This window comes from Streptococcus taoyuanensis (assembly GCF_029589235.1).
Classification (GTDB): Bacteria; Bacillota; Bacilli; order Lactobacillales; family Streptococcaceae; genus Streptococcus; species Streptococcus taoyuanensis.
Genome location: NZ_JARQVW010000013.1, coordinates 42386 through 60563 on the forward strand (window position 1 = coordinate 42386; position 18178 = coordinate 60563).

20 protein-coding genes are annotated in these 18178 nt (G+C 34.5%); 15 read left to right on the forward strand and 5 right to left on the reverse strand.

Going from position 1 to position 18178, the window contains the following annotated elements:
- Positions 1 to 334: 334 nt before the first annotated feature.
- Entirely contained in the window at positions 335 to 2143 is a 1809-nt protein-coding gene (locus tag P5Y91_RS08345) for a DUF262 domain-containing protein (protein ID WP_277839238.1), read from the reverse strand.
- Positions 2144 to 2564: 421 nt separating this feature from the next.
- On the opposite strand from P5Y91_RS08345, the gene P5Y91_RS08350 reads away from it, so the two are divergent.
- Complete coding sequence (locus P5Y91_RS08350) at positions 2565 to 4277, forward strand: hypothetical protein (protein WP_277839239.1); 1713 nt, start codon at positions 2565 to 2567, stop codon at positions 4275 to 4277.
- Positions 4278 to 4495: 218 nt separating this feature from the next.
- Here P5Y91_RS08350 and P5Y91_RS10375 read toward each other — a convergent pair whose 3' ends face one another.
- The gene (locus P5Y91_RS10375; RefSeq protein ID WP_347272208.1) at positions 4496 to 4921 is read right to left on the reverse strand and encodes a helix-turn-helix transcriptional regulator; all 426 of its coding nucleotides are present in this window, start codon (positions 4919 to 4921) and stop codon (positions 4496 to 4498) included.
- Positions 4922 to 5203: 282 nt separating this feature from the next.
- On the opposite strand from P5Y91_RS10375, the gene P5Y91_RS08360 reads away from it, so the two are divergent.
- The 4 genes from P5Y91_RS08360 to P5Y91_RS08375 all read left to right on the forward strand — a co-directional run bounded on the left by P5Y91_RS08360 (position 5204) and on the right by P5Y91_RS08375 (position 6439).
- A complete protein-coding gene (locus tag P5Y91_RS08360) occupies positions 5204 to 5443 on the forward strand; it encodes a hypothetical protein (RefSeq protein WP_195550322.1) in 240 nt (79 codons plus the stop codon).
- Positions 5444 to 5470: 27 nt separating this feature from the next.
- A complete protein-coding gene (locus P5Y91_RS08365; protein ID WP_195550323.1) occupies positions 5471 to 5812 on the forward strand; it encodes a hypothetical protein in 342 nt (113 codons plus the stop codon).
- 20 nt (positions 5813 to 5832) lie between these two features.
- Positions 5833 to 6039 carry a hypothetical protein gene (locus P5Y91_RS08370; protein WP_195550324.1) on the forward strand — a complete coding sequence of 69 codons (207 nt, stop codon included), beginning with the start codon at positions 5833 to 5835 and terminating at the stop codon, positions 6037 to 6039.
- A gap of 91 nt (positions 6040 to 6130) precedes the next feature.
- On the forward strand, positions 6131 to 6439 hold the full coding sequence (locus P5Y91_RS08375) for a hypothetical protein (RefSeq protein ID WP_195550325.1): 309 nt from the start codon (positions 6131 to 6133) through the stop codon (positions 6437 to 6439).
- A 409-nt stretch (positions 6440 to 6848) separates the two neighbouring features.
- Here P5Y91_RS08375 and P5Y91_RS08380 read toward each other — a convergent pair whose 3' ends face one another.
- Together P5Y91_RS08380 and P5Y91_RS08385 are read right to left on the reverse strand one after the other, a co-directional pair.
- The gene (locus P5Y91_RS08380) at positions 6849 to 7727 is read right to left on the reverse strand and encodes a LysR family transcriptional regulator (protein WP_195550326.1); all 879 of its coding nucleotides are present in this window, start codon (positions 7725 to 7727) and stop codon (positions 6849 to 6851) included.
- Between the two features lie 125 nt (positions 7728 to 7852).
- Positions 7853 to 8203 carry a helix-turn-helix domain-containing protein gene (locus tag P5Y91_RS08385; RefSeq protein WP_195550327.1) on the reverse strand — a complete coding sequence of 117 codons (351 nt, stop codon included), beginning with the start codon at positions 8201 to 8203 and terminating at the stop codon, positions 7853 to 7855.
- 358 nt (positions 8204 to 8561) lie between these two features.
- Between P5Y91_RS08385 and P5Y91_RS08390 the strand changes: the two genes are divergently transcribed.
- The 6 genes from P5Y91_RS08390 (at position 8562) to P5Y91_RS08415 (ending at position 13495) form a co-directional block, all read left to right on the forward strand.
- Positions 8562 to 10187, forward strand: a complete 1626-nt coding sequence (locus P5Y91_RS08390) for a malolactic enzyme (protein ID WP_277839240.1) — start codon at positions 8562 to 8564, stop codon at positions 10185 to 10187.
- A gap of 132 nt (positions 10188 to 10319) precedes the next feature.
- On the forward strand, positions 10320 to 11267 hold the full coding sequence (locus P5Y91_RS08395; protein ID WP_277839241.1) for an AEC family transporter: 948 nt from the start codon (positions 10320 to 10322) through the stop codon (positions 11265 to 11267).
- A gap of 753 nt (positions 11268 to 12020) precedes the next feature.
- Positions 12021 to 12230: a helix-turn-helix transcriptional regulator gene (locus P5Y91_RS08400; protein ID WP_031576108.1), complete on the forward strand. Its 210-nt coding sequence runs from the start codon at positions 12021 to 12023 to the stop codon at positions 12228 to 12230.
- The gene (locus P5Y91_RS08405) at positions 12227 to 12415 is read left to right on the forward strand and encodes a hypothetical protein (RefSeq protein ID WP_013904663.1); all 189 of its coding nucleotides are present in this window, start codon (positions 12227 to 12229) and stop codon (positions 12413 to 12415) included. Before P5Y91_RS08400 ends, P5Y91_RS08405 begins: the two co-directional genes overlap by 4 nt.
- Positions 12416 to 12428: 13 nt before the next feature.
- The gene (locus P5Y91_RS08410; protein ID WP_277839243.1) at positions 12429 to 12779 is read left to right on the forward strand and encodes a PspC domain-containing protein; all 351 of its coding nucleotides are present in this window, start codon (positions 12429 to 12431) and stop codon (positions 12777 to 12779) included.
- A gap of 14 nt (positions 12780 to 12793) precedes the next feature.
- Positions 12794 to 13495 (forward strand): DUF3169 family protein, encoded by a 702-nt coding sequence (locus P5Y91_RS08415; protein ID WP_277839244.1) that lies wholly within the window; start codon positions 12794 to 12796, stop codon positions 13493 to 13495.
- Between the two features lie 286 nt (positions 13496 to 13781).
- Here the strand turns inward: P5Y91_RS08415 and P5Y91_RS08420 are convergent, their stop codons facing one another.
- Positions 13782 to 13985, reverse strand: a complete 204-nt coding sequence (locus P5Y91_RS08420) for a CsbD family protein (protein WP_009732209.1) — start codon at positions 13983 to 13985, stop codon at positions 13782 to 13784.
- A gap of 314 nt (positions 13986 to 14299) precedes the next feature.
- Between P5Y91_RS08420 and P5Y91_RS08425 the strand changes: the two genes are divergently transcribed.
- The 4 genes from P5Y91_RS08425 (at position 14300) to P5Y91_RS08440 (ending at position 18051) form a co-directional block, all read left to right on the forward strand.
- The gene (locus P5Y91_RS08425) at positions 14300 to 14899 is read left to right on the forward strand and encodes a rhomboid family intramembrane serine protease (protein ID WP_277839245.1); all 600 of its coding nucleotides are present in this window, start codon (positions 14300 to 14302) and stop codon (positions 14897 to 14899) included.
- 184 nt (positions 14900 to 15083) lie between these two features.
- Positions 15084 to 16091, forward strand: coding sequence for an NADP-dependent oxidoreductase (locus tag P5Y91_RS08430; RefSeq protein ID WP_277839247.1), 1008 nt, complete (start codon positions 15084 to 15086; stop codon positions 16089 to 16091).
- Positions 16092 to 16104: 13 nt separating this feature from the next.
- Positions 16105 to 16434: a TetR/AcrR family transcriptional regulator gene (locus P5Y91_RS08435; protein WP_277839248.1), complete on the forward strand. Its 330-nt coding sequence runs from the start codon at positions 16105 to 16107 to the stop codon at positions 16432 to 16434.
- Positions 16435 to 16929: 495 nt separating this feature from the next.
- Entirely contained in the window at positions 16930 to 18051 is a 1122-nt protein-coding gene (locus P5Y91_RS08440) for a VanZ family protein (RefSeq protein ID WP_277839249.1), read from the forward strand.
- Positions 18052 to 18178 lie beyond the last annotated feature (127 nt).

Below are 18178 nucleotides of genomic sequence, written 5' to 3' on the forward strand. Positions count from 1 at the left end.
GCTTTTATAAAAGCGGAGAAAAGTCTTGATATTACGCTGTTTTTAGTCCAACTGAAATTCATACTTTCCAAACCAGGTCTTAAGAAAGCTCGTAAAGCATCACAATTCTCAAAACGTTAATCAACACGATACTATCAACGTTTACAGACATTCAAGAGTATTCTCTTGGATGTCTTTTTTGTCAAAAAAATAAGTCTTTTTCGGAAACTTATTAAATGTTGGGGACGATACAAATAGATAAACGTATCCATAATTGCCTCTAAATACATGAAAAAAGCACTTTAGTTGATAGTAACAGAATATGTGTTATCAGCTAAAGTGCTTTGTTAAATTGCTATATGCTCAAAAATTTTTCTCTTGATTCATTTGAATCTTCCATTTTGAAAAGCTTTATAAAATCAAGATAGTCTGAATATCGTTCTTCTGGGATAAATGTTAACAATTCTTCTGTATCAGATTCAGATTGGTTTAGGCCCCATTCGTTCAGTATTCTAACGAATTCATCAGAAATACGAATATCACGTTCTCTAATTTCATCAAGTCCCCAATTGTTATTACTTTGACTTAACTCAAGTAAGATGCCAACTTTGGACTTCTTGTAGCTTTCTTTTTTCTTAGCAAAGTATCCGTTACTTGCGATAATATTGACCTTCTTTTCAATGGGAATCTTATTACCAATATGTTCAACTAATTCTTTGACTTCAGAATCTGAATTTGTTGGGAAATAACTTGATTGCCATTTTTGGGGAAGGATATGCTCAATTTCCCATTTTTCTGGCAATAATTCCGATTGATGTTGATAAGCTATGATATTTAATATCATCTTCACTGTATTATGATTCGCATTTTTGATTTTATCTGACAATTCTTTCTCATCGATTTCGCTGAAATTGAATCTGGGTTGTGATGAGTTAACTATTTCTGCATTTAAATTCAAGATTCCAGTTTTGACGGCATTAATTGTTGGTGTTATGATATATCTTGCAGAAAGAACTGCTAATAATCTCTTCACAAAAATAAGAAAATCATCTTCAAATGTATCTTTATGGTGATAGTGTAAGTAATAGATGACAACAGGATATTTCCAGAACTCATTAGGATAAGAGGTCAGAGCATCCAAAATTTGTTTTATTTCCATATTTTCGGACCATTTTTCATTTTCTAGTGAGACTCTATTATTTATCACTATCCACAAATTTAAAATGGCATTTAAGTTTTGCATTAAATCTTGTGAGTACAGTTTTTCGAAATTATTTTTTGCATAATATTTTCTAATACCGGGAGTGGTTGTTCTGCGATCGTTTTCCTTTGCTCTCAAGTAGAACATATAATAGTAAAACAACTTTTGAATACTTTCCCCAGCATTTGTAGCTTGTTCATCTAGTTCTTGCCAGAGTTCTATAAATTTCTTTTTTTCTTCTGGATCTAAGTGATTATAAATTTTTGCTTTAAAAATATCGGCATCCGATAATGCTAGTCCTCTATCGTTTAGAGTTGAAAAAATAGTTAGTGCTGTTTCTTGACTATCGGCTGTAATAGGGAGAAGAATAGCTTGATTTAAGATATTACTGATGAAGTTATAAAAGGACAATGGATTATCTGCAGCATATTCATTAACTAGTTGCTGGAGCAATCTATAATTTTTAGCATAGTTGCTATGTGATTTTTCATCTGCTTTTCCAGAGACTAGTATATTAGCAAATTCTTGATTCCCCTCCTCTCCCATTACCCGGGAACTAATAAGGATTTCATTAAAATTAACTACCCCTGTAGTTGGATTTTGCTTCCAAATTGTTGGCTCGATTTGACTTTTCAAGAAATTAGTCTCAGGACCACCACTTTCTAATTTAGTGTAAATAGCCCTCAACAGCAATAAGAGGCTTGTAATACGCTGTTGACCATCGATGATTTCCTGTTCTTTATTATCATTTTCATATGCAACTATTGTACCAAGAAAGTAAGTATTATTTTCATCTTCGGTAGTATTGAGTGTGTATTCAGTTAAATCATCGAATAAAACTTGGATTTGTTCGTCTGACCAAGCATATGGTCTTTGATATTCAGGAATAATAAATCGTTTATTCTTTCCGGTTTCTAATAGTTGTTTGACGCTTCTTTTGTCAACATTTATTGATGTAGTCATAGAGAAATTCCTCTGATTAGTTTATAATATAGCTAATTATATCAATTTTTTAGTTTTCTTTCTAAAAAATATCTATTTTTAGAAAAGAAAAATACCGGCGATAATTTTGACTGACGTATTATAAAAATCAATTATGTATTTGAAGGAACCAATAACGGTTGACAACTAGAAGAAAAACGCTTACAATATCATTATGCTGTAACTTCCATTGTTGGCGAACTAGAGTCGCCCAGAAGGAGGAAAGACCATGAAAATGGATAACAAAACCCTTGCTCGTCTTGAGCTAGCAGCAGAAGTCCTTTTAGCACTAAAAGAAATTGTTATCAAGTATATTGAAATCAATAATAAAAGGCTAGAAGGTTAGCATACAGTTTTACTGTATGCTTTTTGTTTAAAATTTATAGATAAGAATTGAGAGAAAATGATTTTAGATAGATACAAAGCTATTATAAAAAAACATACCAATGATTTTAAAAAACTATTCGAGCGTAAAGTTTTTGAGGGTAATTTTAAAAGATTTGTAAATGATAGGCCTGGATATCGTTCAGATTTTCCTATATTAAATATTGCTTCGGATAATTTTTATATTTATCAAAAATATGAAAGAACACTTCAATCAGATATTCGAAACTATTTAATAAATCCTATTTTAGAGGAATTATTGAATGAGAGAGGTTATGAAATTGAGAGTCAGCTAGAAAGTATGAGAAATTGTGTAGATTTCAGAAATTCTGATATAGAGGATTATAATCTTTATCCGTTTCAATTTATTATTGAGAAGGAAAATAGTAGAATTGGTGTTCGATATACTGAATTATATGATTACGATGATGTTGTTAGAGAGTTAATAAAAGATTTTCAAATTGACAAAGTTGTAATTTTACATTTTTCAAATGATACAAATTTTGTATCGTATATAAATTCTGAAATAATAGATGAATCTCACTACACAATTAAAATGTTTTTAGATGAGTTCATAAGTGAAAACTTATATCAAGACTTTTTAACTATGGTAATAGAAGTAATTGATGATATTAAAAAGTTAATTGGTTTTGAAGTAATTCCTAGACTAAATATATCTTATCTAACTAAAAATAGACTTGATTTTAAAAAAAGTTTGCAAGATGTAGAGTTTCAAGAATTAAGTTATAATTCTAAAAATAGCTTTAAAAATTTAGAAAAATATGATTTAGAGATAATTTGTTCGAATTTGAAAAAGGGTAAGGGTCAAGTTTTGCTTGGAAAATCAGATTTCGCTATCTCTTATCTAACTTCTGAGTATTTGTACAAAGTGCTAGTTGATAATTGTAACTTTGATTATACTTCTGTTGTAGCAGGATATCTAAAAACAATTGAACAGTTCCTTTATCAAATTTTATTATCTCAATTAGATATTGATAAAAGAAATCAATGGATCAAAAGAGGGAAAAAGTATATTTATAGGGGGAAAAAAAAGATATATGCTAATAAAGAAGACATAAGAGAGAATCCAAATAATAGTGGTAATTATCAAATTTTAGTTACTAGTCATAATCTTAAATTTATGGATGTTAGTTTAGGTTCGCTAATTTGGTATATAACCGATAATGAAGATTGTTTGGAAATAAGTGAGCAGGGAAGAAATTTGTTAAACAGACTTTTGCTAGATTACAAAGATTCTGTTCGCAATGGGTATTTTCATAAACACAATCTAGAAGATATTGAAGAAGTGAAGCGTATTAGAAATAACACTTTATATCTTCTTTGCTTTTTAATTGGAAGTTTAAAAGATTTTGATATTACTAAATTTGGTTTTTTAGATTTTTCTTATACTCAATTCTATATATCTATTTTTAAATATCCAAAGTGTCTTCCTTTATTAATCCAGGAAACACCAACTAGTCAACCGCAGTTGATGAGAATGATTTATAATCAAGAGCCCGAAATTTATAATGAGTATGGCCAAATCCAGCAAGATATCTATTTTGCCAAAATAGATAATGCTAAAATTTTGTATGAATCAGTTGATGATGTTCCAAAGAATGATCTAGTGATTTTTAATACTAATAATGTCCCTTATCGTGTAGAATATAATAGTAGTATTATAGTTTCTAGCCCTTTTAATATAATTGAAATTTACAAAAAGAGTGATTAGATTAAGAAACATATTGTATAGTTCTTATAGCTATGTATTGAATTAACTAAAATTTTATTAATTCTATTACGTTTTTCTTTTTTAAGAAAATATATGAATTCTAAAAATTCCATTCTGACATAGAAATTTAAACAAAAAGCTACCTTTTTACTGTAATGAATTACAGTTAGAAGGATAGCTTTTATTATTTGGTAATATTTAAAATCCAAATCTTTCCATTATCTATTTTTTTTATTAAATCCATTGAGAACAAATGGGATCAGTGCACCAATTATGGTACCTGCAATAGCAGCAGACTTAGAGGATACAATTAATTTAGAAGCCTGAGAGATTTCATCAAAATCTAGATTTTCTTCTTCGGCTTTAGACAATACTTCTAATAACATTTCAGCACGCTTAGCTCTATCAGAGTCGGTTGATTTTAGTTTTTCAATTTCAAAATCAACCACTGTTCGTATTGCAATGTAGTGTAGTTTAGTTAGTTTGCTATTCTTTGTTTCTAAATTACTAATGGTCTGTTTAGTGACTCCAATAAGATCACCTAAATCTGCACTTGTCCAATTTAAGATTTCTCTGATAGACTTTAAATTGTCTTGCAGTATTTGTCTTGTTTTCTCATTTGAGGGATATTTTTCTTTTTTCATTTCACGACACCTACAATTCTGTATTTACATTATAACAGAAATTTGAACCATAAAAAAGCATTGTTTGAGTCAAAATTATAATTTAGATAAAAAATACTTGACAAAATAAAATTAGTGGACTATAATATCGGTATTCTTAAGAAAGTGAGGAATAAAGTTATGATTAGCTTATTAAAAATAAAGTGAGTCATATATTTGTTCTAGATTCTATGTCAGAAATATGACCATAAGATTTTTGACGTAGTGTATACCCTGCCGTGCCATTATAGGAGGAAAGTCATAATGGATTTACAAGTAATATTTAATATTGTGTTGGTTTTTGGAATGATCTATTTAGTTGTTAGAAGATATATTATTGCATCAAAATTTGCAGACTATATGATTAAGAATGGTGGGGAGGAAATTGAATTTATAAAGGAAAATAAATTGAGTTTCTCTGAATGCGTGAAATTGATTAACAAAAAACATAAAATTGGGTTAGTTAATGCTTATTCTGTTGTGAATTGTTTAAGAAAAATGTAAGTTAATCTTTTAAAGGAGAGTATTATTATGGATGCAATTGTTAAGAAATTAGCAGGTTTTGGTTTACCGGCTGTAGTGTTGTTAATTGCAATAAGTACAACAGGTCTAACAGGTGCAGCAGCATTAACTACAGCATTGGCTGCTCTTGGACCGTTTGGTATGTTGGGTGGGATTGCTTTGTTAGGTTTTTTAGGTTTTGCTGCAGATTCGATTGCTGGATATGGTTATGAAGAAGTAGCAAAACGTGTAGTTAAAGAACAATTAAAAACTACGTCTAAGTCTGAAATGATTAAGAATATTAGAAAACAACCAATTACAAAATCAATGAAATTAAAAATTATTGACTTTGTTGAACATATAGATGATTAATTTGAAATAGGAGTAATATTATGTCAAAATTATACGAGTGTAGAGAGTGTGGCGAACAGTTTACAAAAAATGAAATTGATTGGGAAGGTAGTGATGAGAGGGATGAGGTGTATTACTGTCATGACTGTTCAAGATTTCTAGAACAATGTGGTATCGATGCAATGGATCCTGATGGTTTTGGTTATGATGAGTATGGAAACTGGGATTCGGAACGACTAGGTTTATAAATAGTTATGTTATTTGTTTTTTAAACGATTAATAATACTACTTAAGTATATAACGATCTAGTTACGGCCTTCGAAAAGAGAGAGTGAAATTATGATAGAAGCTTATCTCAAGATTCACAGGAATGTATTACCAGTTTCTGGAACTAAAAAAGAAGTGTTTTCTAAAAGTCTAAAAATTGCAAGTAAATATGGAGATATAATAGCTAGTGATGAATTATTTGGAATTATTTATCTTAAAACAAAGCTAAATTTACGCTCTCTACATTTCCCAAAGAAAATTAAACTATCATTTGCTTGCATTGAAGATCAAGATATAACCATAATAAAGTTTGATGATGTGTTTGATGTTACGAATCTGTGGTTTATGGAGGCTTTTAGAAAGGAATTTTCAAAACAATAACAATCTGTTGGCTGTAAAGGTGGTGGCTTTGAAACTATACTGGAATTTCTCTAAAGTATCAATATCTATTCTTTTAAATTTTATGTGAGTAACAATTCTCTTAAATATTTTTGTGAAGTTTTTTTCAGTTAGTATGAAAATAACACTTTTCAAGCTAGGCTAGGAAAAAGCTCGTTAAGCTTTACAATTTAGTAAATGTTCATTCGAAAGAATAACTATACTTACAAAGAGCACCTTTCGGGGTGTTCTTTGTATTGACATCTTGTAGATTTATAATTAGAAATCTCCTTGAAGGGTATCGGGTAAATGAAAAGATTCGGCGATCATATCCTATTTCTTCGTACTTTAGTCTAAGACCTATAATGTAAAAAACTCTAGTTATCAGGTAGTTGATAGCTAGAGTTTTTTTCTATTCATATGATTTAATGAGATTAAATAAGGCTTCTACTTCTGATGACAGTGTAGCTGATTTGAGATAAGCATAATAAACTGTAAATGTTATCTGGTCCTCCGGTATTAGAGGGATTTTTATTAAATCATCATCTTCATCAGAAAGTGCGATATCAGCCAGTAAACTAACGCCAATCCCTTTCTTTAAAAGTTCTTTAATGATGACAATGTCGTCAGTCTTAAAGAATATTTCTGCCTTGTTTTGATACTTTTGATTAAGTAGTTCAAAAGCTTTCAGGTGAACAAAGTGTTCGTCTAAAAGTATAAAGGATTGATCTACTAAATCTTCAAAAGTGAGGGAAGGAACAGTAGCAAGAGGATGGTTCTTAGATAAAACGACATACAGTTCTTTATGAAAGAGTTCATGTGTCTCTATTGAAGGATGATTGAGTGGTTCAATCAAGCCGAGTAGGCTTGCATCAAGCTCTCCCTTGAGGAGAAGATTTAATAACTCTACGGAGCCACCGCGGATAGGGCGTACCTTTTTTAAAAAATCGAATTTATCTTTTTCGTTTAAGGCAGCAAAGAGGTACTGAATGATAATAGGAGGGAATCCTACAGTAGAGTATTGTGCCAAGGAGCGATTAATTTCTTTGCGAGTAGAAATAACCTCAGATAAGATCTTTTCTGTATGCTTTAGAAGGATTTGCCCTTGAGGAGTTAATTTAAAGGAACGATGTGAAGGATCATGGTGAATCAATTTGCAATTAAAAGATTCCTCTAAGCGCTTGATGGCATAAGAAATAGATGGTTGGCTGACTTTATGTAGTTTTGCTACTTCCGTATAGGATTGAAGCTGGCAGAGGTCATGAAAATATTGTAGATCTTTTAAATTCATAGGAGCTCACTTTCATTAATTGGAGAAAAAATAAGTGGAAATCGCCAGATAAATAAAATTTATCCGTATCCTACAATTTGACTATACGAGTATTCGCTGGTTAAAATGTAAGTGAGTCAGGAATCTCAAAGATTATCTAAGATACTTTCAAAAATGACCAACATCTTTTCTCGTTTATCAATAGGGAGCTGTTTAATCTTCATGTTGATTCTTTTGAGTGCAAGATTGTCGGTCTTATCAGAGGTTGATTCAAGGCTATCAAAATTGAAAAATTCCTCTGGGGTCATCTCTAGGGCGTCAATCACTTTTTCAAGACTGTGAATGGTCAGATTCACATTTTGGTTTTCGAGTTGGTTGATATACTTAAGCCCAAGTCCCGCTTGTTCCGAAAGTTCTTCCTGGCTCATTTTGTTTTGTGTTCGAAAATATTTCACTTTTTGGGAAATGTACTGTTGTAAATAGTTTTTAGTTGTCATATAAATAGAATACAAGTTTTGCATGACAAAAAAACACATTAAAAAGTACAAAGTATTGTTTAAGGGACTTATGTGATATTAATTTTAATCAGGATTGCCAATTTGTATAATTATTTTGCTATACTTGTAACTTTTAGTAAAGAGTGATCATCAAGAGTTTCATGAGTTCAGGACTTTATAAAATTTAACAACTTGAAATATCATCAATAATAGTGTTTTAAGTATAAAAGAGCTTATTAGAAAATTGTTCTCGTAGACTCATTATAACATATACGTACATAATCGTATTTTTTAAACGACAAAGTTTTCCAAACAATTCATTTAAGTAGTATAATAGAGGTAAAAAGGAGGTTGCACTATGACTGCACATGATATTTTAAACAATCCTTTCCTTAATAAGGGAACTGCCTTTACCTTAGAGGAGCGAAAGGAACTAGGCCTTATTGGTTTACTGCCACCGTATGTTCAAACGATTGAAGAACAAGCGGCGCAAACTTATGCACAAATGCAAACAAAAGCCAATGATTTGGAAAAGCGTCTTTTCCTAATGGAAATTTTTAACACCAACCGGACTCTTTTCTATTACCTCTTTTCTCAACATTTGGAGGAATTTAATCCAATTGTATACGATCCAACCATTGCAGATACCATTGAAGGCTATAGTGACCTCTTTGTAGATCCCCAATATGCGGGATATCTTGATATCAATCATCCTGAAAATATTGAAGCCACTTTGAAAAATGCTGCTGGGGATCGCGAAATTCGTCTTATTGTTGTGACAGATGCAGAAGGTATTCTCGGTATTGGTGACTGGGGTACAAATGGTGTTGATATTTCTGTTGGGAAATTGATGGTCTATACTGGAGCTGCAGGAATCGATCCTTCAACGGTGCTTCCTTTGGTCATTGATGCAGGTACCAACCGTGAAGAATTGCGTAACAATCCTAATTACTTAGGAAATCGTCACGAACGTGTGCGTGGAGATCGTTATTATGATTTTATCGATCAATTTGTTCAAACTGCAGAACGCCTCTTCCCTAAACTCTATCTGCACTGGGAAGATTTTGGTCGCTTAAATGCTGCTAACATCCTTGAAAAATACCGGAAGCAAATCCCAACCTTTAACGATGATATCCAAGGAACTGGTATTGTTACCCTAGGTGGGATCTTTGGGGCATTGGATATTACAGGTGAAAAATTAACGGATCAAGTTTATCTCTGCTATGGTGGTGGGACTGCTGGTGCAGGGATTGCTTCTCGTGTCCTTCGTGAAATGGTTAGTGAAGGTCTACCTGAAGAAGAAGCTTATAAACGCTTCTTTATGGTCGACAAACAAGGTCTCCTTTTTGATGATATGGATGACTTAACGCCGCAACAAAAACCATTTGCTAAGAAACGTTCTGATTTTGCCAATGCAGATCAGTTGACGGACCTTCTTGAAGTAGTGAAGACGGTTAAACCAACCATTCTTGTGGGAACTTCAACTCAGCCGAATACTTTCACAAAAGAAATTGTAGAAGCTATGTGTGAAAACACTGAACGTCCTATCATTTTCCCATTGTCAAACCCGACCAAACTAGCTGAGGCAAGTGCCAAAGATTTGATCGAATGGTCAGACGGAAAAGCATTTGTTGCAACAGGAATTCCAGCTGGTACAGTTTCCTATAAAGGTGTGGACTACGTGATTGGTCAAGCGAATAATGCCCTGATTTACCCAGGTCTTGGACTTGGTATGCTGGCTTCTGAAGCGAGTCTTTTGACGGATGAAATGATTGGAGCAGCCGCACATTCATTGAGTGGGATTGTCAATCCAGGCGAACCAGGAGCACCAGTCTTACCTCCATTCAAGTATGTAGCTGATGTTTCTATCAAAGTAGCAGAAGCAGTTGCTAAAAAAGCGCAAGAACAAGGTCTTGCGCGTGCTCAAGAAACAGATATGGCTAAAGCGGTACGTGATTTGAAATGGTATCCAGAATATAAATAATTCATTTTATCTAACCATTCTCATCAATCTTGATGTGACGATGCAGGATGTTCAAATATTTATTTTTGCCTATCCTTCTCTAGCGACAGATTTATATGGGCTCTGGACTTAAGTAATTTAGAAAGGATACCTATGTCACTTTTTTTAACCTCGATTACGAGTATCATTCCGATTATCGCTATCATCATTTTGGGGTATATTCTTCAGGTGAAGGGATGGTTTGGAGATAGTTTTGGAGCAAACCTATCTCGTTTGATCATGAATGTTGCCTTGCCAGCTTCAATCTTTGTGTCGGTGATGAAATACCTAACACTAGATAAACTAATCAGTCTTTCTGGAGGCCTCCTTTATACTTTTGTAGCATTTATCTTGGGATATATCGTAGCTTATATTGCAGTTGTCCTTTTCAAAGTCCGTCCAGGACGTCGAGGAACCATGATTAATACCTTTGTGAATGCCAATACTATTTTTATTGGTTTACCTTTAAACGTTGCTCTTTTTGGTGATCAGGCTCTTCCTTATTTCTTAATTTACTATATCACTAACACGATTTCCACCTGGACATTGGGCGTGTATTTGATGACGAGCGACAGTAAAGCGGGTCAAAGCAAGGAGACAACTAAATTTGACTGGAAGAAATTGCTACCAGCTCCGCTTATAGGTTTTCTTGTAGCGCTACTATTTTTGATTCTCCGAATCTCTATTCCAGATTTCGCAACGAATACCTTAACTTATGTTGGAAATATCGTCACTCCGCTATCTCTGATTTACATCGGTATTGTTCTTGCAAAGGCAGGCCTGAATACTATTGCTTTTGATAAAGATACAATTGTCACTTTGGTTGGACGCTTTATCCTAGCTCCTCTGATCATGCTTCTTGTATTGAAATTCTTTGCCCCAAATATGGCAACAGTAGAATTTAAGACCTTTATGATTCAGTCCGCTACACCAGCTCTAGCTGTTCTCCCAATCCTTGCTAATCAGGGAAAAGGAGATGTGGAATTCTCTACGAATGTGGTGACTCTAAGTACGGTTCTATTTATCATTGTTATTCCAATTCTCCAAACTTTATTAGGATAAGTGGGGTTATGGTATGAATGAAGGTTCTGAATTAAGAAATTCCCCTATTTAAAAATATTGATTAATATTTTATGAAATTAATTAGTAGGTACCGTTCTTAAAAGACTTTATTTTGTGCTGTTTTTAGTTCAACTGAAAACCATACTTTTCAAACCAGGTCTTAAGAAAGCTCGTAAAGCTTCACAATTTAGTAAACGTTAATTCGAAAGAATTACAATACTTACAAAGAGCACCTTTCGAGGTGTTCTTTTTGTATTTTCATACTAAATTGTGGTAGTTGACGTAGTTGTTGTGGCTTTAGCCGCTTACAATTACGGCTGCCATTCGACGAAGTCAATTGCCTCAAAACGTTAATCAACACGATACTATCAACGTTTACAGACATTCAAGAGTATTCTCTTGGATGTCTTTTTTTGTTTCAAAAATACAAAGTTGACCCCGTTATTTTTTTGATTTCAAGTATCCATTTCATCTCTATTTAGAAAAATATCAAATCAATTCTTATTCAGGATAAGAGTTTTGACCTAAATCATTTACAAAATGACAAAAATAATGATATTTTTGACTATTATCATTGTCAAAAATAAAAAGATATGTTACAATGTAATCAAGTTAAAGAAATAAGACTTTGAACGGAGAAACTATGAGGATATCGGTAATAATATCTTATATAATAACAAAGGAGGAAAAATCAGATTCTACCATTTTTGGGATATCTAAGCGAAGTGGCTGAGTTTGATGACAATGGTAAATATGAAGCTAAAAAATCGTTTAAAAGAGCTTCGCGCTCGTGATGGTTTAAACCAAACCGAGCTTGCAAAGCTAGCAGGTATATCTAGGCAGACCATTAGTTTGCTAGAGCGTGATGAGTATACCCCCTCTATTATTATCGCCTTGAAAATCTCTCAGATATTTCATGAGCCAGTAGAGTCGGTATTTCGCTTAGAGGAGGAAGAATCATGAACAAATATAGAGTAATTTATTATCTTTGTATCATTGCCTTTGTAGCAAATGTTTCGATGATGATCGGGACCTTGCTGGGATGGTTTCACATTTTAGACAGTAATTATTTTTTCTGGAGTAGCTTGATTTTTAGTTTAGTATTTGAGCGGATAGAAAAGAAAGTAAAAGAAAGAGAAAAAGTATAAAAGGAGTAAGATTATGAAAGAGTTTTTGGCAGATTTTCAAGTAGATACCGAACACAAAGAAATTGCAGGGGTTTGTGCGGGTATCGCTAATTATTTCAAGGTAGATCCCCTGATGGTTCGTGCATTAGTCGTTTTGCTTTTTCTTTCTTCGATAGAAATTAGTCTTCTCACAGTGATAAGTTATGCTCTTTTAGCTGGCTGGATGGGAAGTGAATCTCTGGAAGAGATCATCAAAAAATCAGGGTACAAGATCCTATTTTTCTATATAGTTGCCATTCTCCTGAATAGCTTTGGTGATCAAGTGTTAACAGCTAGCTTTGGATTTGGTCATGCTCTGGTTCAAGGGCTACTTGGTTTATTTTAGAAAGAAGATGGAAAATGAAAAAGAAACATTTATTACTATTGTTAGGAAGTTTATTGTTGGGTGGTTTAATCGGAATGTTTGGTGCTGCCTTCACAAATCTTCATTTAAACATTTCTCAAGAGCAAGTACAGTTTGTTTTGACGACCTTCTTTTTCTGTCTGGGAATACTATCGACCATAGTAGCTCTTTATTTTATTATGAATAGTAGGAAAGCTTATGATAGCTACCTAGCAGAAGAAGATGATGAATTAAATGAGCTGGCTTATATCAAGATGTATCGCTCTTTAGATTATGGGACAGTTGCTTACAATGTTTTGCAAGTTAGTATGTTTTTCAGTTTGGTTACCGTGTTACCTAGTCATGATCTTCCGTTATCAGTTTTTCTCTTAGCGGTATTAACCATTCTTGTTGGAAGTTTCTGCGTCAAAACAACAAGCAAAATTCGTAATTACCAGATCTCTATTTTAGCCACACCAAAAGAGGTATTAGACTATCTAGAAACGTATGACGAGGGAGAGAAACAAGCGGAAATGGAAGAGGCTTATTTAATCTTGTTCAAACTCAATCAGCTAATCTTACCATCTGTCTATATCCTCTTATTTGCCCTATCTATCATCCTTGGTGAAGTGCAGTTAGTTGGTGTCCTTATAACGGCTGTCATCCATCTCTATATTAATATTGCACAATTAAGAAAAACAAAACGATACTTTAAATAGCGTTGATTTATATGAATGGTGTCGAAAATGGAGGTGAGGATGTTGAAAGGGATGAGTCAATCAAAATTTATTCTGTTTCAAGATAAAGCGATAACATAAAAACTTAAAAGATCGTAAAGCAGCACCATTTAGTAAACCTTTCTTTAAAAGAAAGACAATCGTTATAAAGAGCACCTTTCGAGGTGCTCTTTTTTCTATACCTAAGATGAATGAAAAACAAAAACCCCCCTATCTTCCCTAGTCAAATAGGACTGTAGAAAATAGGGTGGTTTTAGAACGTTAAGGATTATTTATCGTCTTTGTGAAGGATGTTTTTCACACCCTTGATAGCTCCTTCAACAGCTTCTTTTGCATCTTCAGCAACTTCTTTAGCTTTTGATGCAACTTTTTCAGCAACGCCTTCAGCTTCTGTTTTTGTGTCGCCGGTTACTTTACCGAGACCTTCCTTAACAGAACCTTTAACTTGGTTTAATTTATCTTCTAATGACATAGCGCCACCTCCGTTAAGTAAATAGTTTTTTAATCTGAATTGAAGACAGTTCATTTAAAAAATTAAAACTATTTAGTTCAGATTAACATAAGTATATACCCTCTGAAATGGAAAGTCAAATATCCGCTCCGGCATTCTAATAATAGGGATGAGGTCTGAATAATGATCGACTAATAGGTCACGACATTCAGGCTTTCCAGCAAAGATTTGAAACGAAAGAAGCCAAAAAGTTTTCTGTCTCCAATAAAATAAATGGTATAATGGTCGTGAATGGATACATCGTAACGCTATTTTTTGAAAAAGAGAAGAGAAACATGAAAAGAATCCTCAAAACCTACCCCGTTGTCAGTACTTTGTCTTTAACTTGTTTGTTGCTCGGCCTGTTGACTTCCTTTTATGGGGATGCTATGTATGACCTATTGGCCTTTCATTCGAAGCCGGCCTATGCTTGGCAGTATGTCAGTGGGACCTTGATGCATGGCAGTAAAGGAGCCCCTGTCTGGTTTTTATGGGTCCATTTGATTTTAAATGGACTCATGGTCCTTCCTTTTGGTGGACTGCTAGAAAGAAAAAGAGGCTCCAGGCAAGTCTTGATCGTCTTTGTGACGGCGACAGCTCTCTCTTCCATCGTTTTTCACCTCCTAACGCAGGCGCAGGACATTCAGGCAACAGGGATCTCTGCTGTAGGCTATGCCTTTGTAACCGGGGGAGTCTTGCTCCTGCCAAATATGTGGAAAGAGTTTTCACTCTCCGTAAAACTGTTTTATCTATTCTTAGTTTTTCTATCTGGCTTCATGCTCTTACCGGCCATCACCGGCTGGATCTCAACGCTATTGCATCTTTCAGGGATTGTGAGTTATCTATTGGTCTTTATCGGAAGTAATATCTTGAAGGGGAGAGTTAAAAGTTCCTGATATAGTAAATGCAGGGTAGGGTCATTCCTAACAGACGCTCAAGAGGAGAATCTTGGGCGCTTTTTTTTGATAAAAATTTTTTGCATTCTTTTAATTGAAGCTATCATTGAATAGTGTCTAGTTGTATGCTATAATAATCAAAAATTGAGTGATCACTCAATTTTGTGATGGAGGTATGTATTGTATGACTGTAAAAGCGGTTCAATTTCACCGATTTGGTAATATAGATGTCTTAGAATTAGCAGAAGTAGAACCAGAACCACTAAAGGAAAATCAAGTGAGGGTCAAGGTAGCTGCCGTAGGATTAAATCCGGTGGATTATAAAATTTTTGAGGGTGTTAAACAGCTTCGGATGTTATCCCTTTTAATGAAACTAAAGCATCCTAGTAGATGGTTTGAGAAAGCTTCTTCTTTATTCCCTAGAGGAGTTGCACGTGATTTTGCTGGGACTATCATTGAAGTAGGTAAGAGTGTGACTCAGTTTTCGGTAGGAGATAGAGTCTTTGGGACGATTATAAGTGCACCTGGTCTTGGTTCAAAAAGAGGAGCATTAGCAACTGAGATTTGTGTGAAGGAGACGGAGATCGCTTCTATGCCATCTAATATTGATTTTTTGCATGGCTCAGTCTTGGGGGTTAGTTCCTTAACGGTAGGAGGAACTTTTCGAAAAATTAATATTGGAACTAAGGATACAATTGTCATTTCAGGTGCATCTGGAGGAATTGGATCGATTGCAGTACAATATGCTGTTTCAAAAGGTGCCAGAGTTATTGGAATAGCTAGTGCTGGTAATGCGGACTACCTCAGATCGATCGGTGCCATCCCGATTTCCTATCATGAATCGATCAAAGAAAAAATTCAAGAACTTTCAGGAGTAACTGTTACCAAGATGTTGGATTGTTACGGGGGAGACTATGTAAAATTAGGCTTCCAATTGGGTTTACGAGGTGATCAAATTGCTACCCTGGTTCCATCTCCTTCTGCTATCTTGAAAGGAGCTCAATTTACAGGCCCACGGCATTCACAATATGATGACTTCCTATCGCTTGCAGAGCTTGTTTCCAAAGGGGAAATTTCAGTTCGTTTGGATAAAATCTATCCATTTTCATTACCCGAAATAAAAGAAGCATACAAGGATCTTGAAAAAGGGCATACCAGAGGAAAACGTGTGATTGTGATTCAAGAGGAGTGAGGAGGAAAGGAAAATGGTTGATCTAAATCAAGCTTGTGTTCGTCATATTCAACTCATGAGATTGAGTGATAAACAAAAACGTGTTCTAATTGCCAGTTTAACCTTGTTTTCCGAAATCGGTTTTGAAAAAACTACATCGCTTGACATTGCACGCCGAGCGGAAGTATCAGAAGGGACTGTTTTTAGCTATTTTAAAACAAAAGAAGGTATACTCAATACGCTTCTTCTCTTGTTTTTTGATCAGGTCATACCTGAAACAATTGAATTGTTTACTGATCAAAAAGTTCTGTGTAACGATGAAAGTGTTACAGTTTTTTTCGGAGTATGTTCGAAGATCGACTAAATTTTCTGATCAACAATAGAGATATTATTAAAATTCTCTTTTCAAGGTGTTTAATTGATTCATCTTTGTTTGAAAAAACAGGGAGTATCGTTCAGAACAATATTGTAACGCCACTCAATCCTATTTTAGATAACTATAAGGGGAAAGGGGAGCTGGTTAATTGGCCTAACGAACGAATCATTCGTAATATTATCTCCTTAATGCTATCTTATGCTGTGCCATCCATACTAAATAGTAAAGCAATTGATGTGGGAAAAGTTTCAGATGAGATGATTGAAATTCTAGCGAATAGGATAGTCTTGTGATTCCTATTTTATACTAAGGATGTTACAGTGAGAGAATTCTGATTTTAGTTCAATAAGGAGCTCAAAAAATGAAATGAACTCCTCTTCCTTGACTCTTCCTCTACCAGGCCGTATAATATTCTATATCAATGAAGAAATCACCTTTTGTCATTGTGCAAAGGGTGATTTTATAACGAAAAAAGGAGACACAATGGGGTATATCTCTACAATCAAAACAGCTGTTCAGCTCTTTCCTTTTTTTGCATTTTTGCTGACCTTGCCCTACATGATTTTGAATTATCGAAAATATGGTTCGGTCAATAAATTGCGGGTGCTGATTTTCTATTCTTTTATGCTTTACTTGATGACGGTCTATCTGCTGGTGATTTTGCCTCTGCCGGATCCAAGTAAGATTCATACTAGCTACTCGGAAATGGTCAATCTCCATCCCTTTGCTTTTGTGGTGGATTTTTTCAAGGAGAGCCCCTTTGATTTAGCGCAGACTGGTACTTGGATTCAAGCCCTTAAGCATCCAACTTTTTATGTGCCTGCCTTTAATGTCCTGATGTTGATTCCTTTTGGGATGTATCTACGCTATTATTTCAAGTGTGGTTTTAAGAAAACGATTCTCCTAACAGCCCTCTTTAGTCTCTTTTTGGAACTGACCCAGTTATCAGGTCTCTATTTTCTGTATCCGGGTCCTTACCGCCTAGCAGATGTCGATGATATTATTCAAAATACTACCGGTGGTGGAGTGGGCTATTTGCTCGGTTGGTTCCTGGTTTGGTTATTGCCAACACGAGACGAAATTGACGAACATTCTTTCCGAGTAGGGACCAGAGTATCTGGTTTTCGGATGGGTCTTGCCTTCTTGATCGACTTTGTGATGCTATCCTTGCTTTACGAGGTAATCGAGCGTTTGGAGACGATTCCTTATGTAGCGGTTTTGGCTGTTTATTTTGGTTTGATTCCCTTGTGGCGGGGCAAAACCTTGGGAATGGCTTTATTGAAATTCCGCTTGCATTTTGACAAGCAAAAATGGCTTCGCACCATCTGGCGGGGAATCCTAGTAGTAGGTTATTTCTATCTGATTCCTCAAGGGTTGTTCTATTTGATTTCGCTCTTGAATAGCGACTTGACGGACAATTCCCTCTTAACCCTGTCCATGATTTTATTGCTCTTCTTTATGCTTTTATTGTACCTGATTCTCACTCTTGCCATCGTCTTACTCAATCGTCGCTTTCCCTTTGACCGTCTAGCTGGGGCTGAGTATGAGAGTACGGTGCGCGTGAAGAAAGAGCTCTTAAAGGATGAAACTGAATCATCAAAATAGAGAGAGTGGGACAGAAATCGGTAATTCGTTAGAATTTGATTTCGTCGTCTCACCTCCGCACAGTTGAGTAGGGCTGTAAAAGCTGATGAAATCAGCGTAGTAGAGCCCACTCAACCACTGCGTCTTG